This is a genomic window from Marininema halotolerans (genome assembly GCF_900116235.1).
Taxonomy (GTDB): Bacteria; Bacillota; Bacilli; order Thermoactinomycetales; family DSM-45169; genus Marininema; species Marininema halotolerans.
The window spans coordinates 41,623-58,868 of sequence record NZ_FPAA01000008.1 but is presented as its reverse complement, the minus strand read 5'-3'; the positions used below and the strand labels follow the sequence as shown (position 1 = coordinate 58,868).

The following is a 17,246-nucleotide window of genomic DNA, read 5'->3' as shown; positions in this document are numbered from 1 at the left end:
AAATAAATAATGTGAAGCTATTGACATAGCGTCTAAGAAGTGATAAAATTAATTTGAATTGTATTTATGATGCTATATTTTTGACACTGTTAATACTATAGCATAGAATGTATTGTTTTTTCAATGAAATTAAAGAGGGGCATATGTGCCCCTCTTTTTTGATGAGACAAGTTAGGTTTGTCTCTGAATACCAAGGGGAAACATCCTTGTTGGGATTAACGAATTAAAAGGAAGCGGTATGATGGAGAGAAGGATCTGTATCGATCCAGGCCATGGTGGTGCAGATACCGGCGTCATTGCTTTTGGCTTGGAAGAGAAGGAAATTTGTCTCGATATTGCTTGTCGTGTAAGAGAATACCTTTCGATGCAAGGGGTAGAAGGGCGACTCACACGAAGTGAGGATGTTGCGTTGACGTGGTTAGAGCGTGCCAGACGAGCGGAGGAATTTGAAGCCGAGGTGATGATCAGTCTCCATTTGAGTGGATCTTCTGATCACCAGGATTCAGGATTTGAATCGTATATCGGGGGCTGTGCTGGCCTGACTGAACGAAGTCTTCAATCGTGGTTACATAATCATATCGCAGCATTTTTTCGCCCTTTTGGGATATGGGATCGCGGAAAAAAGTATGATTCCACAGGCGCATTTCCATTATTGGATGAAGCGGTGTGTCCTGTCATACAATTGCAGCTTTTTTTCCTGACACATCCGGAAGAAAAACGTTGGTGTCGTCATCGTCCATTTCGGGAAGCGCTTGCATATGCGATTGCTGAAGGCGCGATCGCTTTATTGCAACAGAAAAGTGTGAAATAACTGGCTGATGGATGGGGGATTTAATGATTTCCCCATGATCAGCTGGTTTTTTTGTTGATGATCAATGGATCACTTTTCGTTATAATGGTACACGATGCCTTTGTGCATAATAGGGTGGAATCCCTTCCCTATAGATGGACAGGCGGTTTGAGGTGTGCTCAGTAATGGGTACATGAGATTGAGACTACGGATCTGACTGGATACCGTCTCGTATATACAGAAGGGGGAAATTGCTTGTGGGGAAAGTGAATGTAGATCATAGTAAATATCAAAATATCCGCTTTGATATTCAGGATGAATCAGCGATTATGACGGATATTTTAGAAACAATTCCATATGAGTATCCTGGGAAAGAAGTGGAAATTGAAATTCCAACCAATGAATTTACTTCCGTATGCCCTTGGTCTGGATTGCCTGACTTTGCTGAGATTATGATCAGTTTCGTACCTAATCATGATTTAATCGAGATGAAATCGCTTAAATATTATCTCACCTCTTATCGGAATGTGGGGATTTATCAAGAGCATGCGACACGACGTATTTTAGAAGAGGTAGTCGCTGCGATCAAGCCAAAAAGAATGAAAGTGGAAGCTTTGTGGAACCCTCGTGGAGGACTTGGAACACGGGTAGTTACAGAATATACAGAATAACTGAGAAACCGGGGTCAGACCCCCGGGTTTTTTTATCGTCTTTTGCGGGTTACCTTTGGTGTTTAATGGAGGGAAGTAGTGGGATGGCATGGAGTCAACCGAGACAAATCACTTTTCGTATGCTGTATTTTTTTATCTTTTTTGGTTTAGGGGGCTTTTTCCCACTCTTAAGTGTTTATTTTCGTGAAGAAGGGTTAACTGGTACACAAATTGGCATGATTTTATCAGTTGGACCGATTGTCATGGTCCTTGCGCAACCCATATGGGGGCTAATCTGTGATTATACCCAACGATCAAAACAGGTGCTTACCCTCGCCACACTACTGACAGGGATTTGTGGGTTGGGTTATCTCGTTCATAATGCATACAGTTGGATGTTGGTGACTGCGATATTATTGGCGATTTTCCAAGCGAGCATTATCCCCATTTCGGATAGCCTGACGATGAGTTATGTGCATCGGATAAAAGGTGACTATGGTCAGATACGTTTATGGGGAGCAGTTGGTTTTGCCAGTGCGGCTTACCTTATTGGCGAGTGGGCAGAGATGTCGGGGTTGACGGTCATCTTTATTGGTTTTGCAGGTGCGATGACGCTGAGTGCTTTGATCGCGACCAAACTTCCACAAGAACGCGTTTCTTTTGAGACCGATTTGCGTACGGGTTTAACGCAGTTGATGAAACTTCCCCAATTTCCGCTTTTTTTAATGGGAACCTTTTTTGTCTTTGGTCCGATTCAGGCAAATAATGTGTACTTTGGTCTATTTATCCAAGACCTTGGAGGTACCGTAGCAGGTGTGGGTCTTGGTTTTTTACTTGCAGCAGGTTCAGAGGCACCTGTCATGCGCTTTGCTGGAAAGTGGATTAAGCGGAGGGGATTGCTATCTGTTGCCATGTTTGCGTCCCTTGTTTCGGCTTTACGGTGGTTTTTTTATGGATATGAACCATCCGTAGAGTGGGTGTATATTACAACAATAAGCCAGGGTCTTTCCATCGGTTTATTTATCCCCTCTGCCATTCAATATGTACGAAATATCGCGCCCAAGGAAGTTCAAACGACTGCGATTGCTCTTTACTCAGCAGTGGGGACAGGCCTTGGTAATTGGTTCTTTACCCTCCTCGGGGGTATTATTATGGATCACTTTCATATCTTCGCAACGTACCTCTTTTTTGGAGGCTCGACCTTATGTGGTGTTGGTATGATTTTTATTGTCAAGCGGCTGGATAAAAAGATCGGCAGAGTAATGACGTAATTGAATAGCAAAAAGGAGTTCCCACTGTTGGGAACTCCTTTTTGTCATATCGGGCGTCGTTTAGCAGACCAGCGCAAAAATGGTTGCGACGACTAAGAGGAATATCAACAGACGTCTGAGGCCGAAACCGCCACCATACCCATACGCATAACCATAGCTCATTGCCCGATCCCTCCTTCTTGACTGCTCAGGTTTATTGTATGAGAAAGGTAATAAGTCGTCCTAGACACACATCCAATCTAAGCAAGATAGGGAATTAGCGGAAGTGAGTGATTAATTACCAACCTGCGTATTGACGGCATCCAACCTCCCTCATATAATTATTAGTGAGTAATCACTATACTTTCATGGAAGAGGTGGAGACGATGTGGCAGCGAATTCAAGCCGTTGTAGGTAAAGAATTTATTCAATTACGTCGTGATCGGCGTACATTGGCAATGATGGTGATGTTGCCGGTACTATGGCTTGTGGCTTTTGGTTATGCGGTAAACTTTGATGTGGAAACGATACGGGTAGTGATTGTGGATAAGGCAGCCTCAGCAGAAAGTTCCGCGGTAATCGATCAAGTGAAGGAAGAAGAAGATTTTAAGGTAGTGGAAGAATCAGAGTTGGATGATGGGAAGAACAGGTTGAAATTGGGAGAAACTGATGTAATTATCGCATTTCCTAAACAATACAAACAATTCGCTCGAAATAAACAGGAACGTCTTCAGGTTCAAGTGGATGGAAGTCGCCTGTTTCAAGCCCAATCAGCTCTTCGGAAAATCAATGGGCTTCTGGCAGATGTTCAACAAAGTAACATGAAGAAAATGCAACAGGATATCCGTGAAAAACTGACAACGAATTCCTCTGGGACAAAATGGTCGGAATCCCCACAATGGAAAGCGATTACCAAGAATCTACCTCCGGAAAAAGTAGCGCAGTTGCAGAGTGGATTTGGAAAACTGTCAGCTGAGCAGATGAAGAAGGTTGCCAAAGAGATGGAGCAATCATTACCCAATACCGACGATTTACAACCAGCGGTGGATGTCTTATATAATCCAGATTTAAAAAGTGTATCCTTTATGATCCCGGGGTTGGTAGGGTTAGTACTGATCTTTATTACGACGTTGATGACGGCAATGGGTGTGGTTAGGGAGAAGGAACGAGGCACATTGGAACAGTTGATCGTCTCACCCTTGGGTTCCTTTGAGTTACTACTGGGAAAATTAATTCCTTATTGCTTAATTGCGGTGTTTGATTTCTTGTTGGTATTTGCTGTAGGAGTTTGGTTTTTTGATGTACCCTTCCGCGGTGATTTACTCCCCTTTCTTGGTGTTTCCTGCCTCTTTTTACTCGCTTCACTGGGTATTGGTTTATTGATTTCAACGGTTTCCCAGAATCAACAACAAGCGATGCAGTTGGCGATTTTAACACTTGTGCCGCAATTTATCCTTTCTGGTTTTGTGTTTCCGTTGGAAGCGATGCCATGGGGGATCCGTTGGCTATCCTATCTGATGCCGCTTACTTATTATATTCCCATCAGTCGCGGTTCCTTCTTAAAAGGAGTTTCCCCTTTGACGGATGAATGGGGAATCATTGCTTTAGCAATTGCGGCGGTTCTCTTCTTGGTATTAGCGACCGCTCGATTTCGTCGGAGTTTGGGGTAAAGGAGGGTTACCATGTTAAAACTGACAAACATCTCGTATTCCTATCGTGGAAAAAAGGCGCTGGACCAAATCTCATTTACTCTTGGTGGAGAAAACATTACGGGCTTAATTGGCCCTGATGGTGCAGGAAAGACGACACTCCTTAAAGTGATTGCGGGGCTGTACCGTCCAGAAAGTGGTCAAATATCAGGGAGAGAAGGGTTTACCTTAGGCTACGTTTCTCAATTTTTTGGTCTATATGGGGAGATGAGTGTTCAAGAAAATCTCCATTTTTATGGTCGTTTAAATGGACTTTCCTATCCAGAACGTACCCAACGGATTGCGGAGTTGCTTCACTGGACGGGATTAGCGTCAGCTATCGATCGAGAGGCGGGAGCACTCTCAGGAGGGATGAAGCAAAAATTATCGATTGCTGCAGCCGTGTTACATCGGCCGGATCTGTTATTGTTAGATGAGCCAACGAATGGAGTGGATCCTTTATCCCGACGGGAGATGTGGAAGTTGTTGCAGTCAGTCGCTGAGGGAGGAACAAAGATTCTTGCATCGACACAATACCTAGACGAAGCAGCTTATTGCGACCAAGTCATGCTCTTGCATAAGGGACAACTTCTTGTCGCGGATTCTCCCTCGCGATTGTTAGAAGACTTTCCTTTTCGCATATGGGCAATCAGGGATGCGGGTCGTGAGCGGATTAAATGGATGGACAAAATTCGTGAAGTGGTCCCTGGATGCGAAGTGTTTTCCAAGGGCAGGGATTTATATATCCTTCATCGGGAAGAAATGTCTGTACAAAGGAAAATTAACACGTTACTATCCTCCAGTAGGGATGGTCTCGCCCTGGAAGAAGTAAACCCTTTATATGAGGAAGTTTTTACCCAACGATTCTTGGAAGCGGATGGGGGGAAAGGGCGATGATCCAGCTTGAAACAATCACGAAGCGATTTGGCAATCATACAGCGGTCGATGGAGTAAGCCTCTCGGTAGGTAAGGGAGAAATCTGTGGTTTAATTGGTGCCAATGGCGCTGGGAAAACGACGTTAATCCGTATGATGTGTGGACTCTTGCTACCGGATGGTGGAAAAGGGCAAGTGTTAGGGCTGGATATTCGCTATCAACAAAAAGCGATCCGTCAGCAAATTGGATATATGTCACAAAAATTTTCCTTGTATCCTGATCTGACCGTAGAAGAAAATCTTCGTTTCTATGCTCATTTGTATGGGATCCATCGGGAAGCTCAGAAACGGATTGACGCTCAGATTGAAGAATTTCACTTACGAGAAGTGCGTCATGAACGTGTGGGTCGACTGCCAGGAGGATGGTTACAACGAGTGGCCTTTGCTTCTGCGCAACTTCATTCGCCGCCGCTCCTTTTTCTCGATGAACCGACAAGTGGGGTCGATCCTGTGACGCGACGAGCATTTTGGGAGCAGTTGTACCGATTAGCTGATGAAGGGGCAACCATCCTTGTAACCACTCATGTGATGGATGAAGCGGAGCGCTGTGATCAAATTACCATGATGAATCAAGGGAGAGTAGTGACGCAAGGAATTGTCAGCCAAATAAAAAAAGAGTTTGCCAACGAGGAGGATACACGCTTACCAACACTTGATGAAATCTTTATCCAATGTATGGAAAGGTGACGGTCATGGAGGAAAAAGAGTGGAAAGATTGGGTGCACTGGGTTGCTGAGGAATATGGTCTCGACCTATCCAAGGAACGGGTAACTGAAAAACAACGTCGTATTCTAGAAGCTGCTATTCATATTTTTTCAGAAAAAGGATTTGAAGGTGCATCCACGAGCTCAATTGCCAAGAAAGCAGGTGTCGCTGAAGCGACGATCTTTAAGCATTATAAAACGAAGAAGGGTTTATTGTTGCATTTGGTCATCCCTGCATTATCAAGGGTGGTTGTTCCTTTCATTCTAAAGCCTGTGGTGAAGATCTTAGATACGGATAAGCCCTTAGGTGAAATCATTCCGGAGTTGTATGAAGATCGGATGAAATTGGTTGAACAAAATTGGCGTAAAATCCAAATCATTTTGGTGGAAAGTTTGTACCAACCGGAAATTCGGGAAGCCGTACAAAATCATGTCGCAACGATCATCTATGAGGAAGTCGTTGAACGGGTTGATGCATGGCAAAAAAAAGGGCTGATTCGTGAGGATCTGCCAGCTTATGTAGTCGCACGTAGTATTTTATCTATGGGTCTAGGTTTTATCGTTACAAAAAATATTTTGCCAGATAAAGCGGTTCAAGAAGATCAAAAAACGGAGTTGTCCTGGACGACAGAAGCACTTTTACATGGTATTGCGGGACCTTTGGAGAAAAAAGAAACATTATAAAATAAAAAAAGGGAGTTCCTATGTATGGACTCCCTTGCTTGTTTGTCTTATGAAATCAAATTAAATTCGGCTTTGCATGGACATTCCGACTAGGCGTCTGGTGATTTCACCACCAACATAACCGTTTGCACGTGCAGTTTGGTCAGGGCCAAGTTGAACTCCAAATTCAGCAGCAATTTCCGTTTTCATTTGGTTGATTGCGTTTTCGCAACCAGGTACCAATAAGCGATTGTTTTGGCGAGCCATGTTCGTCACCTCCTTTGAGGGATGTAACGTTACTTTTCTCTCTAACAACCGTTCTTATGTTGGGAAAATCTGTAGGGTGGAAGAGTGGATACACAGTGTCCAGAAATAGCGATTTTTTTAGTTATCTATTTGCGAAAAACAATAATTAAAAATGGATTTATATTAGTGAATGGATTATTTTATTCCAATTATAATGGTTTTGTTGTCTAAATAAAATTTAAATTATATAAATTAAAAGGATTTTACGGCGAGGGAAATGCCCTCATAAAAATGGGCTTGGAATTTACGGTGCGCCCTAGTTGCAAAAAAATATACATGTGATATAATAGATCTCGGTTGTAGGTATTGAGGTATATAATTCACATGTTATAAAGAATTATAATCTCGATGGTAGTTCTTTATAATGTGTGAATTTTTGCCGTTAATATGTACAACTGACTTATTTTCTGGAGGGATTAACCCATGATTGAAGGTACCGTTAAATGGTTTAACGCAGAAAAAGGCTTTGGTTTTATCGAAGTAGAAGGTCGTGACGATGTATTCGTACACTTCTCCGCTATCCAAGCTGATGGTTTCAAAACCTTGGATGAAGGCGACAAAGTAAGCTTCGAAATCACCCAAGGTACTCGCGGTGACCAAGCTCAAAACGTTGTCAAAATCTAAGACGACTTTGAAAACAAAACCTCCCCTTGGGGAGGTTTTTTTCATAATCCCAGAGAAGGAGCTTTGTTCATGCGGTTATTGGTAATTGTTCGCGGCTTGCCGGGAGTGGGGAAGTCAACTTGGCTCGAAGCTGAAGGGCTTATGCCGTATACGTTGTCCGCTGATCATATTCGAATGCAAACGCAAAGCCCTGTTTATACCATGGATGGGGAATTGGAGATAACAGCGAAAAATGATAAAACGGTGTGGAGGCATTTATTTACATTACTTGAGGAACGAATGAAGCGAGGGGAATTAACCGTAGTGGATGCGACGCATCTTTCGGCACGAAACTTTGCCCAATATAAAAAATATTGTAAAGAGTATCGCTATCGAGCGGTGGTCATTGACTTTACCCAGGTGGCCCTCGATGAGGTATTAAAGCGAAATCGCCAACGCCCTTCATATAAGCGAGTGCCAGAAACGGTGATTATTAATGGTGCGGAACGGTTACGAGAAGAATCATTGCCCGGTTGGCTCACGGTGATCCCTCCTTCGGAATGGAAAGTGTGGAGGGAGACGAAAATATTAGACTTTAACCATTGGCGTAAGATTCATCACATCGGTGATATCCATGGTTGTTATCAAGCGCTAATGGAATACTTGCAGGGTGAGTTAAAAAACGATGAGTTATATATCTTCACGGGAGACTGGTGTGATCGGGGATTACAAAATGCAGAGGTGTTACAGTACTTCATTTCGATACATGATCGGGATAATGTGATCCTTATTGAAGGAAACCATGAACGCCACCTATGGGAGTGGAGTAATGACCGTCCGGCGGCATCCAGTAGTTTTAATCGTGAGACAGCAATCGAGTTAACAAAAGCGAATATCAGTAAAAAGTCGGTGAGAGTCCTTTATCGAAAAGTGCGTCCGATTGCGCTATATACTTATCGTGGGAAAAAAGTGTTTGTAAATCATGGTGGTTTTCCAAATCTTCCTGAGCGCCTTCCACTGATCGCTGCAGAACAAGCGATTAAAGGTGTAGGTGGTTACGATGTTGATATTGATGATCGCTGGGATGAGTTGAGCGAAGAGGCTGAATATCAAATTCATGGTCATCGCAATCGCTATCGATTGCCTACGAAGGCTTCTAAACGTTCCTTCAATCTTGAAGGTCAGGTGGAAGAGGGTGGGCATCTACGGGTAGTTACTCTTGATGAAACAGGGTTTACCACCTTCGAAATTAAAAACGATCATTTTTCTCCGTGGGAAGCTGAAGAGCCGGTTGCATTTGATGAACCGGATTTGTCCGTTGATGAGTTGATGAAATCAATGGACGAAAATCCATTAGTGAAGAAAAAGGAAGTCGGGGAAAATATTTTTTCCTATAATTTCACGACAAAGGCCTTTGCTAAAAACCGTTGGGATGAGGTGAATGTCCGAGCGCGGGGATTGTTTATCAATGAGAAAACGAAGGAGATAGTCAACCGCTCCTATAATAAATTTTTTAATATTGAACAGCGTCCGGAAACCAAATTAAAGGTTTTGAGGGATCGTTTTACCTATCCGGTAACGGTTTATTCAAAACCCAATGGGTATCTAGGGATGCTTGGATATGATGCAGACACGGACGCATTACTCTTCTCTTCCAAATCAGAACTTCGTGGGCCCTTTGCCCTATGGTTTCAAGAGTTATTTTATGAGACTTTCCATGAAGAGAAAGTGAACGAGATCAAAGAAGTGGTTAAGGAAGAAGGTGTATCACTGGTCTTTGAGGTGATTTTACCTGAGAAGGATCCCCATATTATCAAGTATGAAGAGGATCATCTCATCCTACTCGATATCGTCAAGCGAACTTCCCAGTATCAAAAAGAATCGTGGCAACGATTAGTTAATCTTGGCGAAAAACTTGGAGTGAAAGTAAAGGATAAGGTGCATACTTTCACCGATTGGCTTGGCTTTTATCGATTTTATCAGCGATTTAACAAGGATCTTTCTTGTGAAATCGAAGGGTATATCGTGGAGGATGCTAGCGGGTTGATGACCAAAATGAAAGGCCCTTATTATCTTTTTTGGCGTCACATGCGGAAGGTGAAAGCAAATCTAGCGGACGGACAAAGTCATATGCTATACAAGGACCTGATGGTATCAGAGGAACATTTCCGCTTTTATGATTGGATGAAACGTGTGCGGGAAGAACGAGGGGAGAATTTCCTGAAAGAGCATACCATTATCCAGTTACGTGATGAATTTTTGGAAGAAGTGGGGAAGGATAACGGTGTTCAGGGGTCCCTATTATGATGACTGCGTTAGAGTGAATCAATCTGAAAGTAAAAGCATCATGATGTTTCTTAATAGTAAACCACCAATACCGTATTGGGTATTGGTGGTTTACTGCTTTTTAAGAATAAGGGATGACATGATATTGAGGACGAAAGAAAGGATCTACACTTCAAACGGTCTCAGCTGATACAAACCAAAGGGGTTATAAAACACATGGTCTTCTTCGTAACGGTGATCATCGATCAATTGTAATTGATAGATAGGTTCGTTTTCTCCTAGACAAAAGGTCTCGCCATCGTGAAACGTTGGTTTTTCCATCATGTTGTATACATTGAAACCTTGGAGAAGAGAAGAGGCCTTTTCCAATGAGAGGATGGAGGAGACAGCGGCATCGGGTAATCCAAAGGTCTTCATTCCGCGGGTATAATAATGGTCTCCTCCGCTGATGTGAGATGCGAAGTGGGTATAGAGAGAATATGGATCTTGTGTGGCGGACAGTTCAAGCCAATCTTCTTGGGTGTAGGCGGTTCCGGAAGTTTCAATCTTAATGGCTAATCCACCAGCTTTAAGTAAAGCGGACCCTGCCTCGATCAGTTGTTGTAAATGGAGTCCCTTGACCTCTGCGATGACATAGACCGTAAAAGTATGTTGGTCAATATCGTTTAACAAATAAGGAGTAAAGGTGCCTCTGCTTGCGTGTGTAAAGGATTCCTTTAGGTGGGGGTTATGTTCATAGATCTCCACATCGAAATGACTATTCTTCTCAGTGTTAAATATCATGTGCCCTGCCATGATATATCCATCGCTTTTTGATACCACGTTGTGGATTAATTCTGATCGGTCTTTCCATTGTCCTGGTATACCGATAATGACTTGTGCTTCTGTCATAAAGCCACATTCCTTTCCATGTTCAATGGCACAAACCTTAATATTCTCATAGTAGCATAGGCGATGGGACCGATGATCGAAAGATCCCTGAGGGATTGATCAAGTTATGGCTTCGTGGCGGGGAAAAGAATGGTGGGTTATGGTGTGGTGGAGTGCAAGGGGAATATCAGGTGATTAAAAAGATTTCACCATCTTTTTTTCGATTATGCAGGGGTAGAAGTGGGGGAAGTTGAAATGGTCGTGGAGGTGTTTTTTGAATAGGATACCAGGTTAAGGGATTTATTGGTTGGATATGCAAGGGTAAGTGAAGGATTTTAGCTTGACAGAAGAATAGTTTGGTACTATCATGTAACAAAACCTAACATCAGTTATAGCGATGTCAGAGGGGGAAAGGGATATCCAATTATCTGTCAGGAAATCTAACACAAATATTGGGAAGAGTTCACCTTCACCCTCGACCCGCGGGGCGTTGAAGAAAGAACTCGCTCAACTGAACAATCAGGTAAGTCAAGAGATGTATGGGATCGGTGTGAAGAAACAGAAAGTGGAGATCATGGGGGATAAGATCGTGATTTTCACAGAACAGAAACGAATTCCGGCCCTTGCGATCCTTGATGGTAAGTATGATGAATTGACGCTGAGCGTCGATGCCGCACTTGTGCGGGAGTTTAAAGAACGGTTAAAAAGTCATGTGGAGATGCAATTTGGATTAACGGTGCGATCCATTCTCAAGGATTATGATCCAGAGACCGAAGTGGCTTGTATTGTCATTTTGCTTGATCGTCCACTGATGTAATCGTTGATAAAGGATGACATGGATTTAACAATCGAGTTGGAGAGTTTGCCGACGGATCGGTTGACTATTCCACTTTTCTTGAAACGGAAGTTTCGGACTCTGTTTACCGGAGTGCTAAACGCCGTAGCCATAGAAGGGAAGAACCTTCTATGGCTACGGCGTTTTTCTGGTATCAGCAGTTATGAATCAGTAGGACACCATCATGAACGAAAGCGAGTGATGATGATCCTTGCTTGGTTAGCCGCGATGGGTGAGGGGGTAGCGGTGGTCCCTGGCGTCATGAATCCGCAAAACAAAAAAGCGTGGAAGCCACTTTGTGATTGGATCACAAAGTGTTCCATATAAATGAAAGCGACTACCCATTTTAAAAGGAGTGAGCAGAATGGATTTGCTTCTGAAAAATGCAAACATTCCCCAAGGTGATCGTCAGGTACAAACCAATATATTGGTAGATGAAGGCAAGATCGTCGGATTTGTTCAGGATGCCAGTGGGGTAATGGCAGAGCGGACCATTGATCTAACGGGGAAGCTGGTTGTCCCCGGTTGTATCGATCCCCATACTCACTTCATGGATCCTGGATTTACCCATCGGGAGACTTTTGCTGAAGCGAGTATGTCTGCAGCAGCAGGTGGACTCACTTGTCACGTGGATATGCCCTGTTGTAGCAAGCCCTCGGTGAGAAGTGAAGACGAACTTTATATGAAACTGAATCCGATTAAGGATCAGGCCTATATTGATTTTGCTTTTTGGGGTGGAATGACGGGAGAAGATGTTCGTGAAGGAAAGTTGGACAATGTTTGGGGGCAAGTGGAGGCGGGAGTTACGGCATTTAAGGTATATATGACTCCTTCCGTTCCTACTTTTCCCAAAGTAAGTGATGCCGAGATGCTAGAAATCTTTCAAAAAGTAGCAGAGACCGGATTGCCTGTGGGTGTTCACGCTGAAAACTATGACATTTGTAGCTTTTATGCCAATAAATTAGAGAAAGAGGGTCGTACCGATAGCCCTGCCTGGGCAGAAGCCCGGATGGCCCTTGCGGAAAAAGCCGCAATCCAGTTGATTATTAGTTTTGCAGAGGAAACCGGTGCTCGTGCACATATCGTGCATATGAGCACAAAGGAAGGGGCGGCATTAATTCGGGATGCGAAGCGCCGAGGTGTCAAAATTACTGCTGAGGCCTGTCCTCATTACCTGACTTTGAATGCCAAGGAACATATGACACAGTTTGGCAACCTGGCAAAAATTGCGCCTCCTCTACGAGGGAAAGAGGATAACGAAGTTCATTGGCAGGCACTTAGCGATGGGACGATCGACTTTGTTGGTACCGATCATGCACCCTATGAGATCGCAACGGAAAAAGTTGCTGATGGATTAACCATTTGGAATAGCTTCCCTGGAATCCCGGGTGTGGAAACCATGGTTCCGGTCATGGTAAGCGAAGGGCTCAACAAGGGTCGCCTCTCCTTATCTCGCTTTGTCGAAGTAACCAGCCGGAATGCGGCGATTCATTTTGGATTATATCCGAAGAAAGGAAGTATGGAACTGGGTTCGGATGCGGATTTTACTGTGATCGATCTGGATCGTGAGTATGTTATCGATCAGGAAAAAACCTTGACCAAGGCGAAGTACACCCCGTTCCATGGTATGAAGCTAAAAGGAAAGCCAGTGATGACCATCGTTCGTGGCGGTGTTGTCTATGATGAAGATCATGGGGGCATCCAAGCTACAGCGGGCTACGGTCAGTTCGTTAAGCGCCAAAGCAATATCGAGTTAAAACGGGTGGAAGGTAGTCTCATTTATTAAACCATGATTTAGGGCCTAAAAAGGTGGGAGAAGGTGAAAGTGAGAGGAAAGCCCCTTCTCCCACCTTTTGTCCAAGGATGTAACCTGCAAAGAAAGGATGAGTAGCGAATGAAAGGAAACAAGCATGCTCTTGTCATAATCGATATGCTGAATGATTTTATTGGTCCTGAAGCGGCGTTGCGTTGTGAAAATGGTGAAAAAATCGTTCCCCATATTAAAGAAGCAGTCGATTTTGCCCATACCCAAGGAATTCAGGTGGTATTTGTCCAAGAGGCACACCGTAAAAATGATGCGGATTTTAGAGTGCGTCCGGTTCATGCCATTAAAGGGACATGGGGATCCCAATTTATCGAAGAGCTCCAACCCGATGAAGCACAGGGGGATTATATTGTGCAAAAGCGAAGGCATAGTGCATTCTCTTACACGGATTTTGATTTATTTTTACGAGAGGAAGGGGTTGATACGGTGGTGCTGACAGGTGTGTGGACCAATGTCTGTGTCCGTAGTACCGCATCCGATGCCCTTTATCATGGATACAACATCATTTGTCTCAGCGATTCAACGGCTTCACAGGATGATGATATGCATCGCTCAGGATTACGAGATATCGCTTTATTTGGTGAAGTGATGTCCACGGAGGAGTATATCGCCCTAGCCAAGGAGAAATTTCCAATTGAGCGGGCCATCTAAGCAATCGGGGGGTGATGGGGAAGGAGGATGGTTGGATGCGGATTGTCGTTGGGATTACAGGAGCCAGCGGTTCGATTTATGGATATAGCCTCGTTCGTGCCCTACGTGAACTGGGTGTAGACACCTATGTAGTGGCGACAAAAATGGGTGGGCAAGTGATGCAGTATGAATGTGGCGTGAAGGTGGAGGATCTAAAAAAATACGCGACCCTCCTCGATAATCAAAACCTGTTCGCCTCGATTGCTAGTGGTTCTTTTCTGACTGATGGCATGGTGGTTGCGCCCTGTTCAATGAACACCCTGGGTGGAATCGCCAATGGGATCGGGGATACGTTACTCAGCCGAACAGCAAGTGTGGTTCTGAAAGAACAGCGAAAATTGATCCTGATGACGAGAGAGACCCCTTTGCACTTGATTCATTTGGAGAATATGACCCAGTTGGCACGGGCGGGAGCAGTGATTATGCCAGCAGCACCGGGTTTTTATCATCGACCGACTGAGATTTGGGAGTTGATCAATTTCATGGTTGCGCGAATACTGGACGCCTTTGGTATTGATCATGGGTTACTGACTCGCTGGGGGGAGAAGGAAGGGGTTCAATGATTACAAATATCCGACAACTTCTCCAGCATTGGAGGGAACAGCAAATCCTCCAACGTGTAACAAAGCCGGTGGATCCAGAATTTGAATTAGGAGCGGTAGTCAAGCAGTTCCAGGGGAAAACCCCCCTTCTGTTTGAGAAAATTTTAGGGTATTCCGTACCGGTAGCTGTTGGATTGGGAGGTGATCGAACACGAGTCGCGGAAAGCATGGGGATTCTACCCGATGCAATCATTTCGCGGTTAATGGATGCCATTACGCATCCGATCCCGACGCAACGGATTGAACAGGGGCCTGTACAGGAAAATGTGATTCTTGAGCCTGAGGAATTGGACAGCGACTTCCCTGTGTGTCGCTACCATGAAGAGGATTGTGGTCACTACTATGTCTCGGGGCTGTTGGTAGTAAAGGGGCGTGATGGGGTAAAACGGTACACCTCGATTCGGCGAATGAAATTCCTGGGGGGGAATCGGACGAATATCGTGATTACTTCGCCGGGTTTACAAGAACAATACCGGCAATTAGAAGAACGCGGAGAACCGATGGAGATTGCCGTGATGTTTGGCGTCATTCCAGCGGTGGTTTTGGCCTCTCAAGTGAGTACCCACCTATACGATACCGATAAATTGGATGTAGCAGGGGCCTTAATAGGAGAGGGACTAAAGGTGGTTTCTTGTCGGACAGTGGATCTTGATGTGTTGGCAGAGGCAGAGGTCGTCTTTGAAGGAAAAGTGCTCCCGAAAGCACGAGAATATGAGGGCGTTTTTGCGGAACTGGGTGGATATTATGGTGGAGAAAGTGATCAGCCCATCGTCGAAATAACCGCAATTACCCATCGGAATCAGCCAATTTGGCAGACGATATTACCCGCTAGCTGTGAAGAAAAATTACCGATGGCATTGACACGGGAAGCTACCTTGTTCGCCACGGTACGGCAAGTGGTTCCAACGATTCGGGATGTGCATATCACGATGCCTGGGGCGGGTCGTTTTCACGGAATTATCCAAATCGAGAAACAGCGGGAAGGGGATGCCAAACAAGCGATGTTGGCTGCCTTTGCAGGCGATAAGGATTTAAAGCATGTAGTGGTTGTGGATAGGGATGTGAATATCTGGGATCCCGAGGAGGTAGAGTGGGCAATTGCTACACGATTCCAAGCCGATCACGACCTGATGATTATCCCTGGAGCCAATGGGTCACCTTTAGAGCCTTCTCATGAACTTCGGGGCGTGTCGGCGAAGATGGGGATGGATGCCACTTATCCCCTTGGTCAGGAGAAGATGTTTCGGCGGGCGAAGATTCCAGGGATGGAGTCGATCGATCTTCGTAACTATGTGGAGTAGAGGAGGGATGTCATGCAATCCATTGGGTTGGTGGAAACCCGAAGTTTAGTAGCCGCACTGGAAGCGCTCGATGCGATGTGTAAGGCGGCCAATGTCCGATTGGTTGATCTGAAGCGAGTGGGTTCAGGGTTGGTGACGGTAATTGTGGATGGGGATGTAGCAGCGGTCCAAGCAGCGGTTGCAGCCGGGAAAGAAGCGCCTACCCTTACAGGAGGCGAACTGATCGCGGCAAATGTGATTCCCCACCCCCATGCGGAACTAACCCAGATCCTATAAAAGGAGGTGAGCCGGCTTGGCGGAGTTATTTATGAAACAGATGGTAGAGGAGATCTTAGCGAGGGATCAGGAGAAGGATGACGAGAGAAAAAAACAGGCAACAAATTCACCCCAAGCCCCGATCCACTCTCCACCATCATCGACGCCATTGGTGCCGACAGGGATTCGAAGACCGAATTATCAACGCGAACAACAACAAAAGAGGCTTTCTCCACTCTATCAAAAAAGCTCCTTAAAGGATGAGGCTTCTCACAAAAATGAGGGAGGAAACAAAGAGAAGAAACATCCAGACTGGGAGATAGGTGAGAAAGAAGCCAATTCCCATAGAGAAAGTGTATCCATGCAACGGCTGTCGCTTTCTCAAGCACACGGGTTGAGTACGGCTCGAAGGAGACAGAGACCAGAACGAATCGGTCGCCTTCGTAATGGAGTGGAGATCTGGTTTTTTGCAGGTCTTCATCCTCGTGTGGCGCAAGCCTTACAAGTGTCAGGCACTACCTGCACCGCAGTTGGTATCATCACATGTCCTGCTCCATTGAAGGGGCCCGTATTTAGCGCAGCGATGCTTTTGGAGGATCAGCCTGAAATTGAGCGGGAGATCCTAACAGGCGCTGAGGGAATCCAACTTCGTTTGGGTGGAGATGACCCTGATCACCTCCGCACGCTGCTTCGAGAATTGTTTATGCGATTAAATCGTGCAGGGCTAAAGCGAGTCAGCATCCACTTTTCCAAGCAACCGACATCATTATTGGAAAAAGTGCTACCTGCTGGAGAACAGGGTGCCGCTGTATTGTTTGAGGGGATGAGTGAAGGGGAATGCTGGGCCATGCTGCAACGCGGTTGGGAAACCATACCGGATAGTGACCTTCACTTTCGTGTGGATCAGAGTGCGTTGTTGCTACGGGGGGATTTAGGGGTGATCGAGTCGGTGATCAAAGTCATCCAACGCGAAATCGATTCCTTGGGGTAAAT

General features: G+C 45.0%; 19 protein-coding genes. 17 read left to right on the top strand and 2 right to left on the bottom strand.

Annotated features, from left to right (window positions below; translation table 11 throughout):
* Window positions 1–241: 241 nt before the first annotated feature.
* The 7 genes from CHX35_RS11290 to CHX35_RS11260 all read left to right on the top strand — a co-directional run bounded on the left by CHX35_RS11290 (window position 242) and on the right by CHX35_RS11260 (window position 6,701).
* Window positions 242–811, top strand: coding sequence for an N-acetylmuramoyl-L-alanine amidase family protein (locus CHX35_RS11290; protein WP_176392046.1), 570 nt, complete (start codon window positions 242–244; stop codon window positions 809–811).
* A gap of 236 nt (window positions 812–1,047) precedes the next feature.
* The gene (gene queF / locus CHX35_RS11285; protein WP_091837542.1) at window positions 1,048–1,461 is read left to right on the top strand and encodes a preQ(1) synthase; all 414 of its coding nucleotides are present in this window, start codon (window positions 1,048–1,050) and stop codon (window positions 1,459–1,461) included.
* Between the two features lie 83 nt (window positions 1,462–1,544).
* Window positions 1,545–2,711: an MFS transporter gene (locus tag CHX35_RS11280; protein WP_091837540.1), complete on the top strand. Its 1,167-nt coding sequence runs from the start codon at window positions 1,545–1,547 to the stop codon at window positions 2,709–2,711.
* Between the two features lie 365 nt (window positions 2,712–3,076).
* On the top strand, window positions 3,077–4,360 hold the full coding sequence (locus tag CHX35_RS11275) for an ABC transporter permease (RefSeq protein ID WP_176392045.1): 1,284 nt from the start codon (window positions 3,077–3,079) through the stop codon (window positions 4,358–4,360).
* 12 nt (window positions 4,361–4,372) lie between these two features.
* Entirely contained in the window at window positions 4,373–5,275 is a 903-nt protein-coding gene (locus CHX35_RS11270) for an ABC transporter ATP-binding protein (RefSeq protein WP_091837536.1), read from the top strand.
* A complete protein-coding gene (locus tag CHX35_RS11265) occupies window positions 5,272–6,000 on the top strand; it encodes an ABC transporter ATP-binding protein (protein ID WP_091837534.1) in 729 nt (242 codons plus the stop codon). The genes CHX35_RS11270 and CHX35_RS11265 overlap by 4 nt, the downstream gene beginning before the upstream one ends.
* A gap of 5 nt (window positions 6,001–6,005) precedes the next feature.
* Complete coding sequence (locus CHX35_RS11260) at window positions 6,006–6,701, top strand: TetR/AcrR family transcriptional regulator (RefSeq protein ID WP_176392044.1); 696 nt, start codon at window positions 6,006–6,008, stop codon at window positions 6,699–6,701.
* Between the two features lie 60 nt (window positions 6,702–6,761).
* Here CHX35_RS11260 and CHX35_RS11255 read toward each other — a convergent pair whose 3' ends face one another.
* A complete protein-coding gene (locus tag CHX35_RS11255) occupies window positions 6,762–6,947 on the bottom strand; it encodes an alpha/beta-type small acid-soluble spore protein (RefSeq protein ID WP_091837531.1) in 186 nt (61 codons plus the stop codon).
* A gap of 462 nt (window positions 6,948–7,409) precedes the next feature.
* Here CHX35_RS11255 and CHX35_RS11250 point away from each other — a divergent pair, with 462 nt between their 5' ends.
* On the top strand, window positions 7,410–7,610 hold the full coding sequence (locus CHX35_RS11250) for a cold-shock protein (RefSeq protein WP_091837529.1): 201 nt from the start codon (window positions 7,410–7,412) through the stop codon (window positions 7,608–7,610).
* Window positions 7,611–7,679: 69 nt separating this feature from the next.
* Window positions 7,680–9,896 (top strand): RNA ligase, encoded by a 2,217-nt coding sequence (locus CHX35_RS11245; protein ID WP_091837527.1) that lies wholly within the window; start codon window positions 7,680–7,682, stop codon window positions 9,894–9,896.
* Window positions 9,897–10,040: 144 nt separating this feature from the next.
* Here the strand turns inward: CHX35_RS11245 and CHX35_RS11240 are convergent, their stop codons facing one another.
* Window positions 10,041–10,766, bottom strand: coding sequence for a DUF4261 domain-containing protein (locus CHX35_RS11240; protein ID WP_091837526.1), 726 nt, complete (start codon window positions 10,764–10,766; stop codon window positions 10,041–10,043).
* A gap of 469 nt (window positions 10,767–11,235) precedes the next feature.
* On the opposite strand from CHX35_RS11240, the gene CHX35_RS11235 reads away from it, so the two are divergent.
* The 8 genes from CHX35_RS11235 to CHX35_RS11200 all read left to right on the top strand — a co-directional run bounded on the left by CHX35_RS11235 (window position 11,236) and on the right by CHX35_RS11200 (window position 17,244).
* Window positions 11,236–11,562, top strand: coding sequence for a Na-translocating system protein MpsC family protein (locus CHX35_RS11235; RefSeq protein WP_245838770.1), 327 nt, complete (start codon window positions 11,236–11,238; stop codon window positions 11,560–11,562).
* 18 nt (window positions 11,563–11,580) lie between these two features.
* Window positions 11,581–11,907 (top strand): hypothetical protein, encoded by a 327-nt coding sequence (locus CHX35_RS11230; RefSeq protein ID WP_091837522.1) that lies wholly within the window; start codon window positions 11,581–11,583, stop codon window positions 11,905–11,907.
* Window positions 11,908–11,944: 37 nt separating this feature from the next.
* Window positions 11,945–13,366 (top strand): dihydroorotase, encoded by a 1,422-nt coding sequence (locus CHX35_RS11225; RefSeq protein ID WP_091837520.1) that lies wholly within the window; start codon window positions 11,945–11,947, stop codon window positions 13,364–13,366.
* A 108-nt stretch (window positions 13,367–13,474) separates the two neighbouring features.
* Window positions 13,475–14,056, top strand: a complete 582-nt coding sequence (locus CHX35_RS11220; RefSeq protein WP_091837518.1) for a cysteine hydrolase family protein — start codon at window positions 13,475–13,477, stop codon at window positions 14,054–14,056.
* Between the two features lie 35 nt (window positions 14,057–14,091).
* A complete protein-coding gene (locus CHX35_RS11215; RefSeq protein WP_091837517.1) occupies window positions 14,092–14,658 on the top strand; it encodes a UbiX family flavin prenyltransferase in 567 nt (188 codons plus the stop codon).
* Complete coding sequence (locus CHX35_RS11210) at window positions 14,655–15,998, top strand: UbiD family decarboxylase (RefSeq protein ID WP_091837515.1); 1,344 nt, start codon at window positions 14,655–14,657, stop codon at window positions 15,996–15,998. Before CHX35_RS11215 ends, CHX35_RS11210 begins: the two co-directional genes overlap by 4 nt.
* 12 nt (window positions 15,999–16,010) lie before the next feature.
* Window positions 16,011–16,274, top strand: coding sequence for a BMC domain-containing protein (locus tag CHX35_RS11205; RefSeq protein WP_091837513.1), 264 nt, complete (start codon window positions 16,011–16,013; stop codon window positions 16,272–16,274).
* 16 nt (window positions 16,275–16,290) lie between these two features.
* On the top strand, window positions 16,291–17,244 hold the full coding sequence (locus CHX35_RS11200; protein ID WP_091837512.1) for a hypothetical protein: 954 nt from the start codon (window positions 16,291–16,293) through the stop codon (window positions 17,242–17,244).
* The last annotated feature ends 2 nt before the right edge of the window (window positions 17,245–17,246 follow it).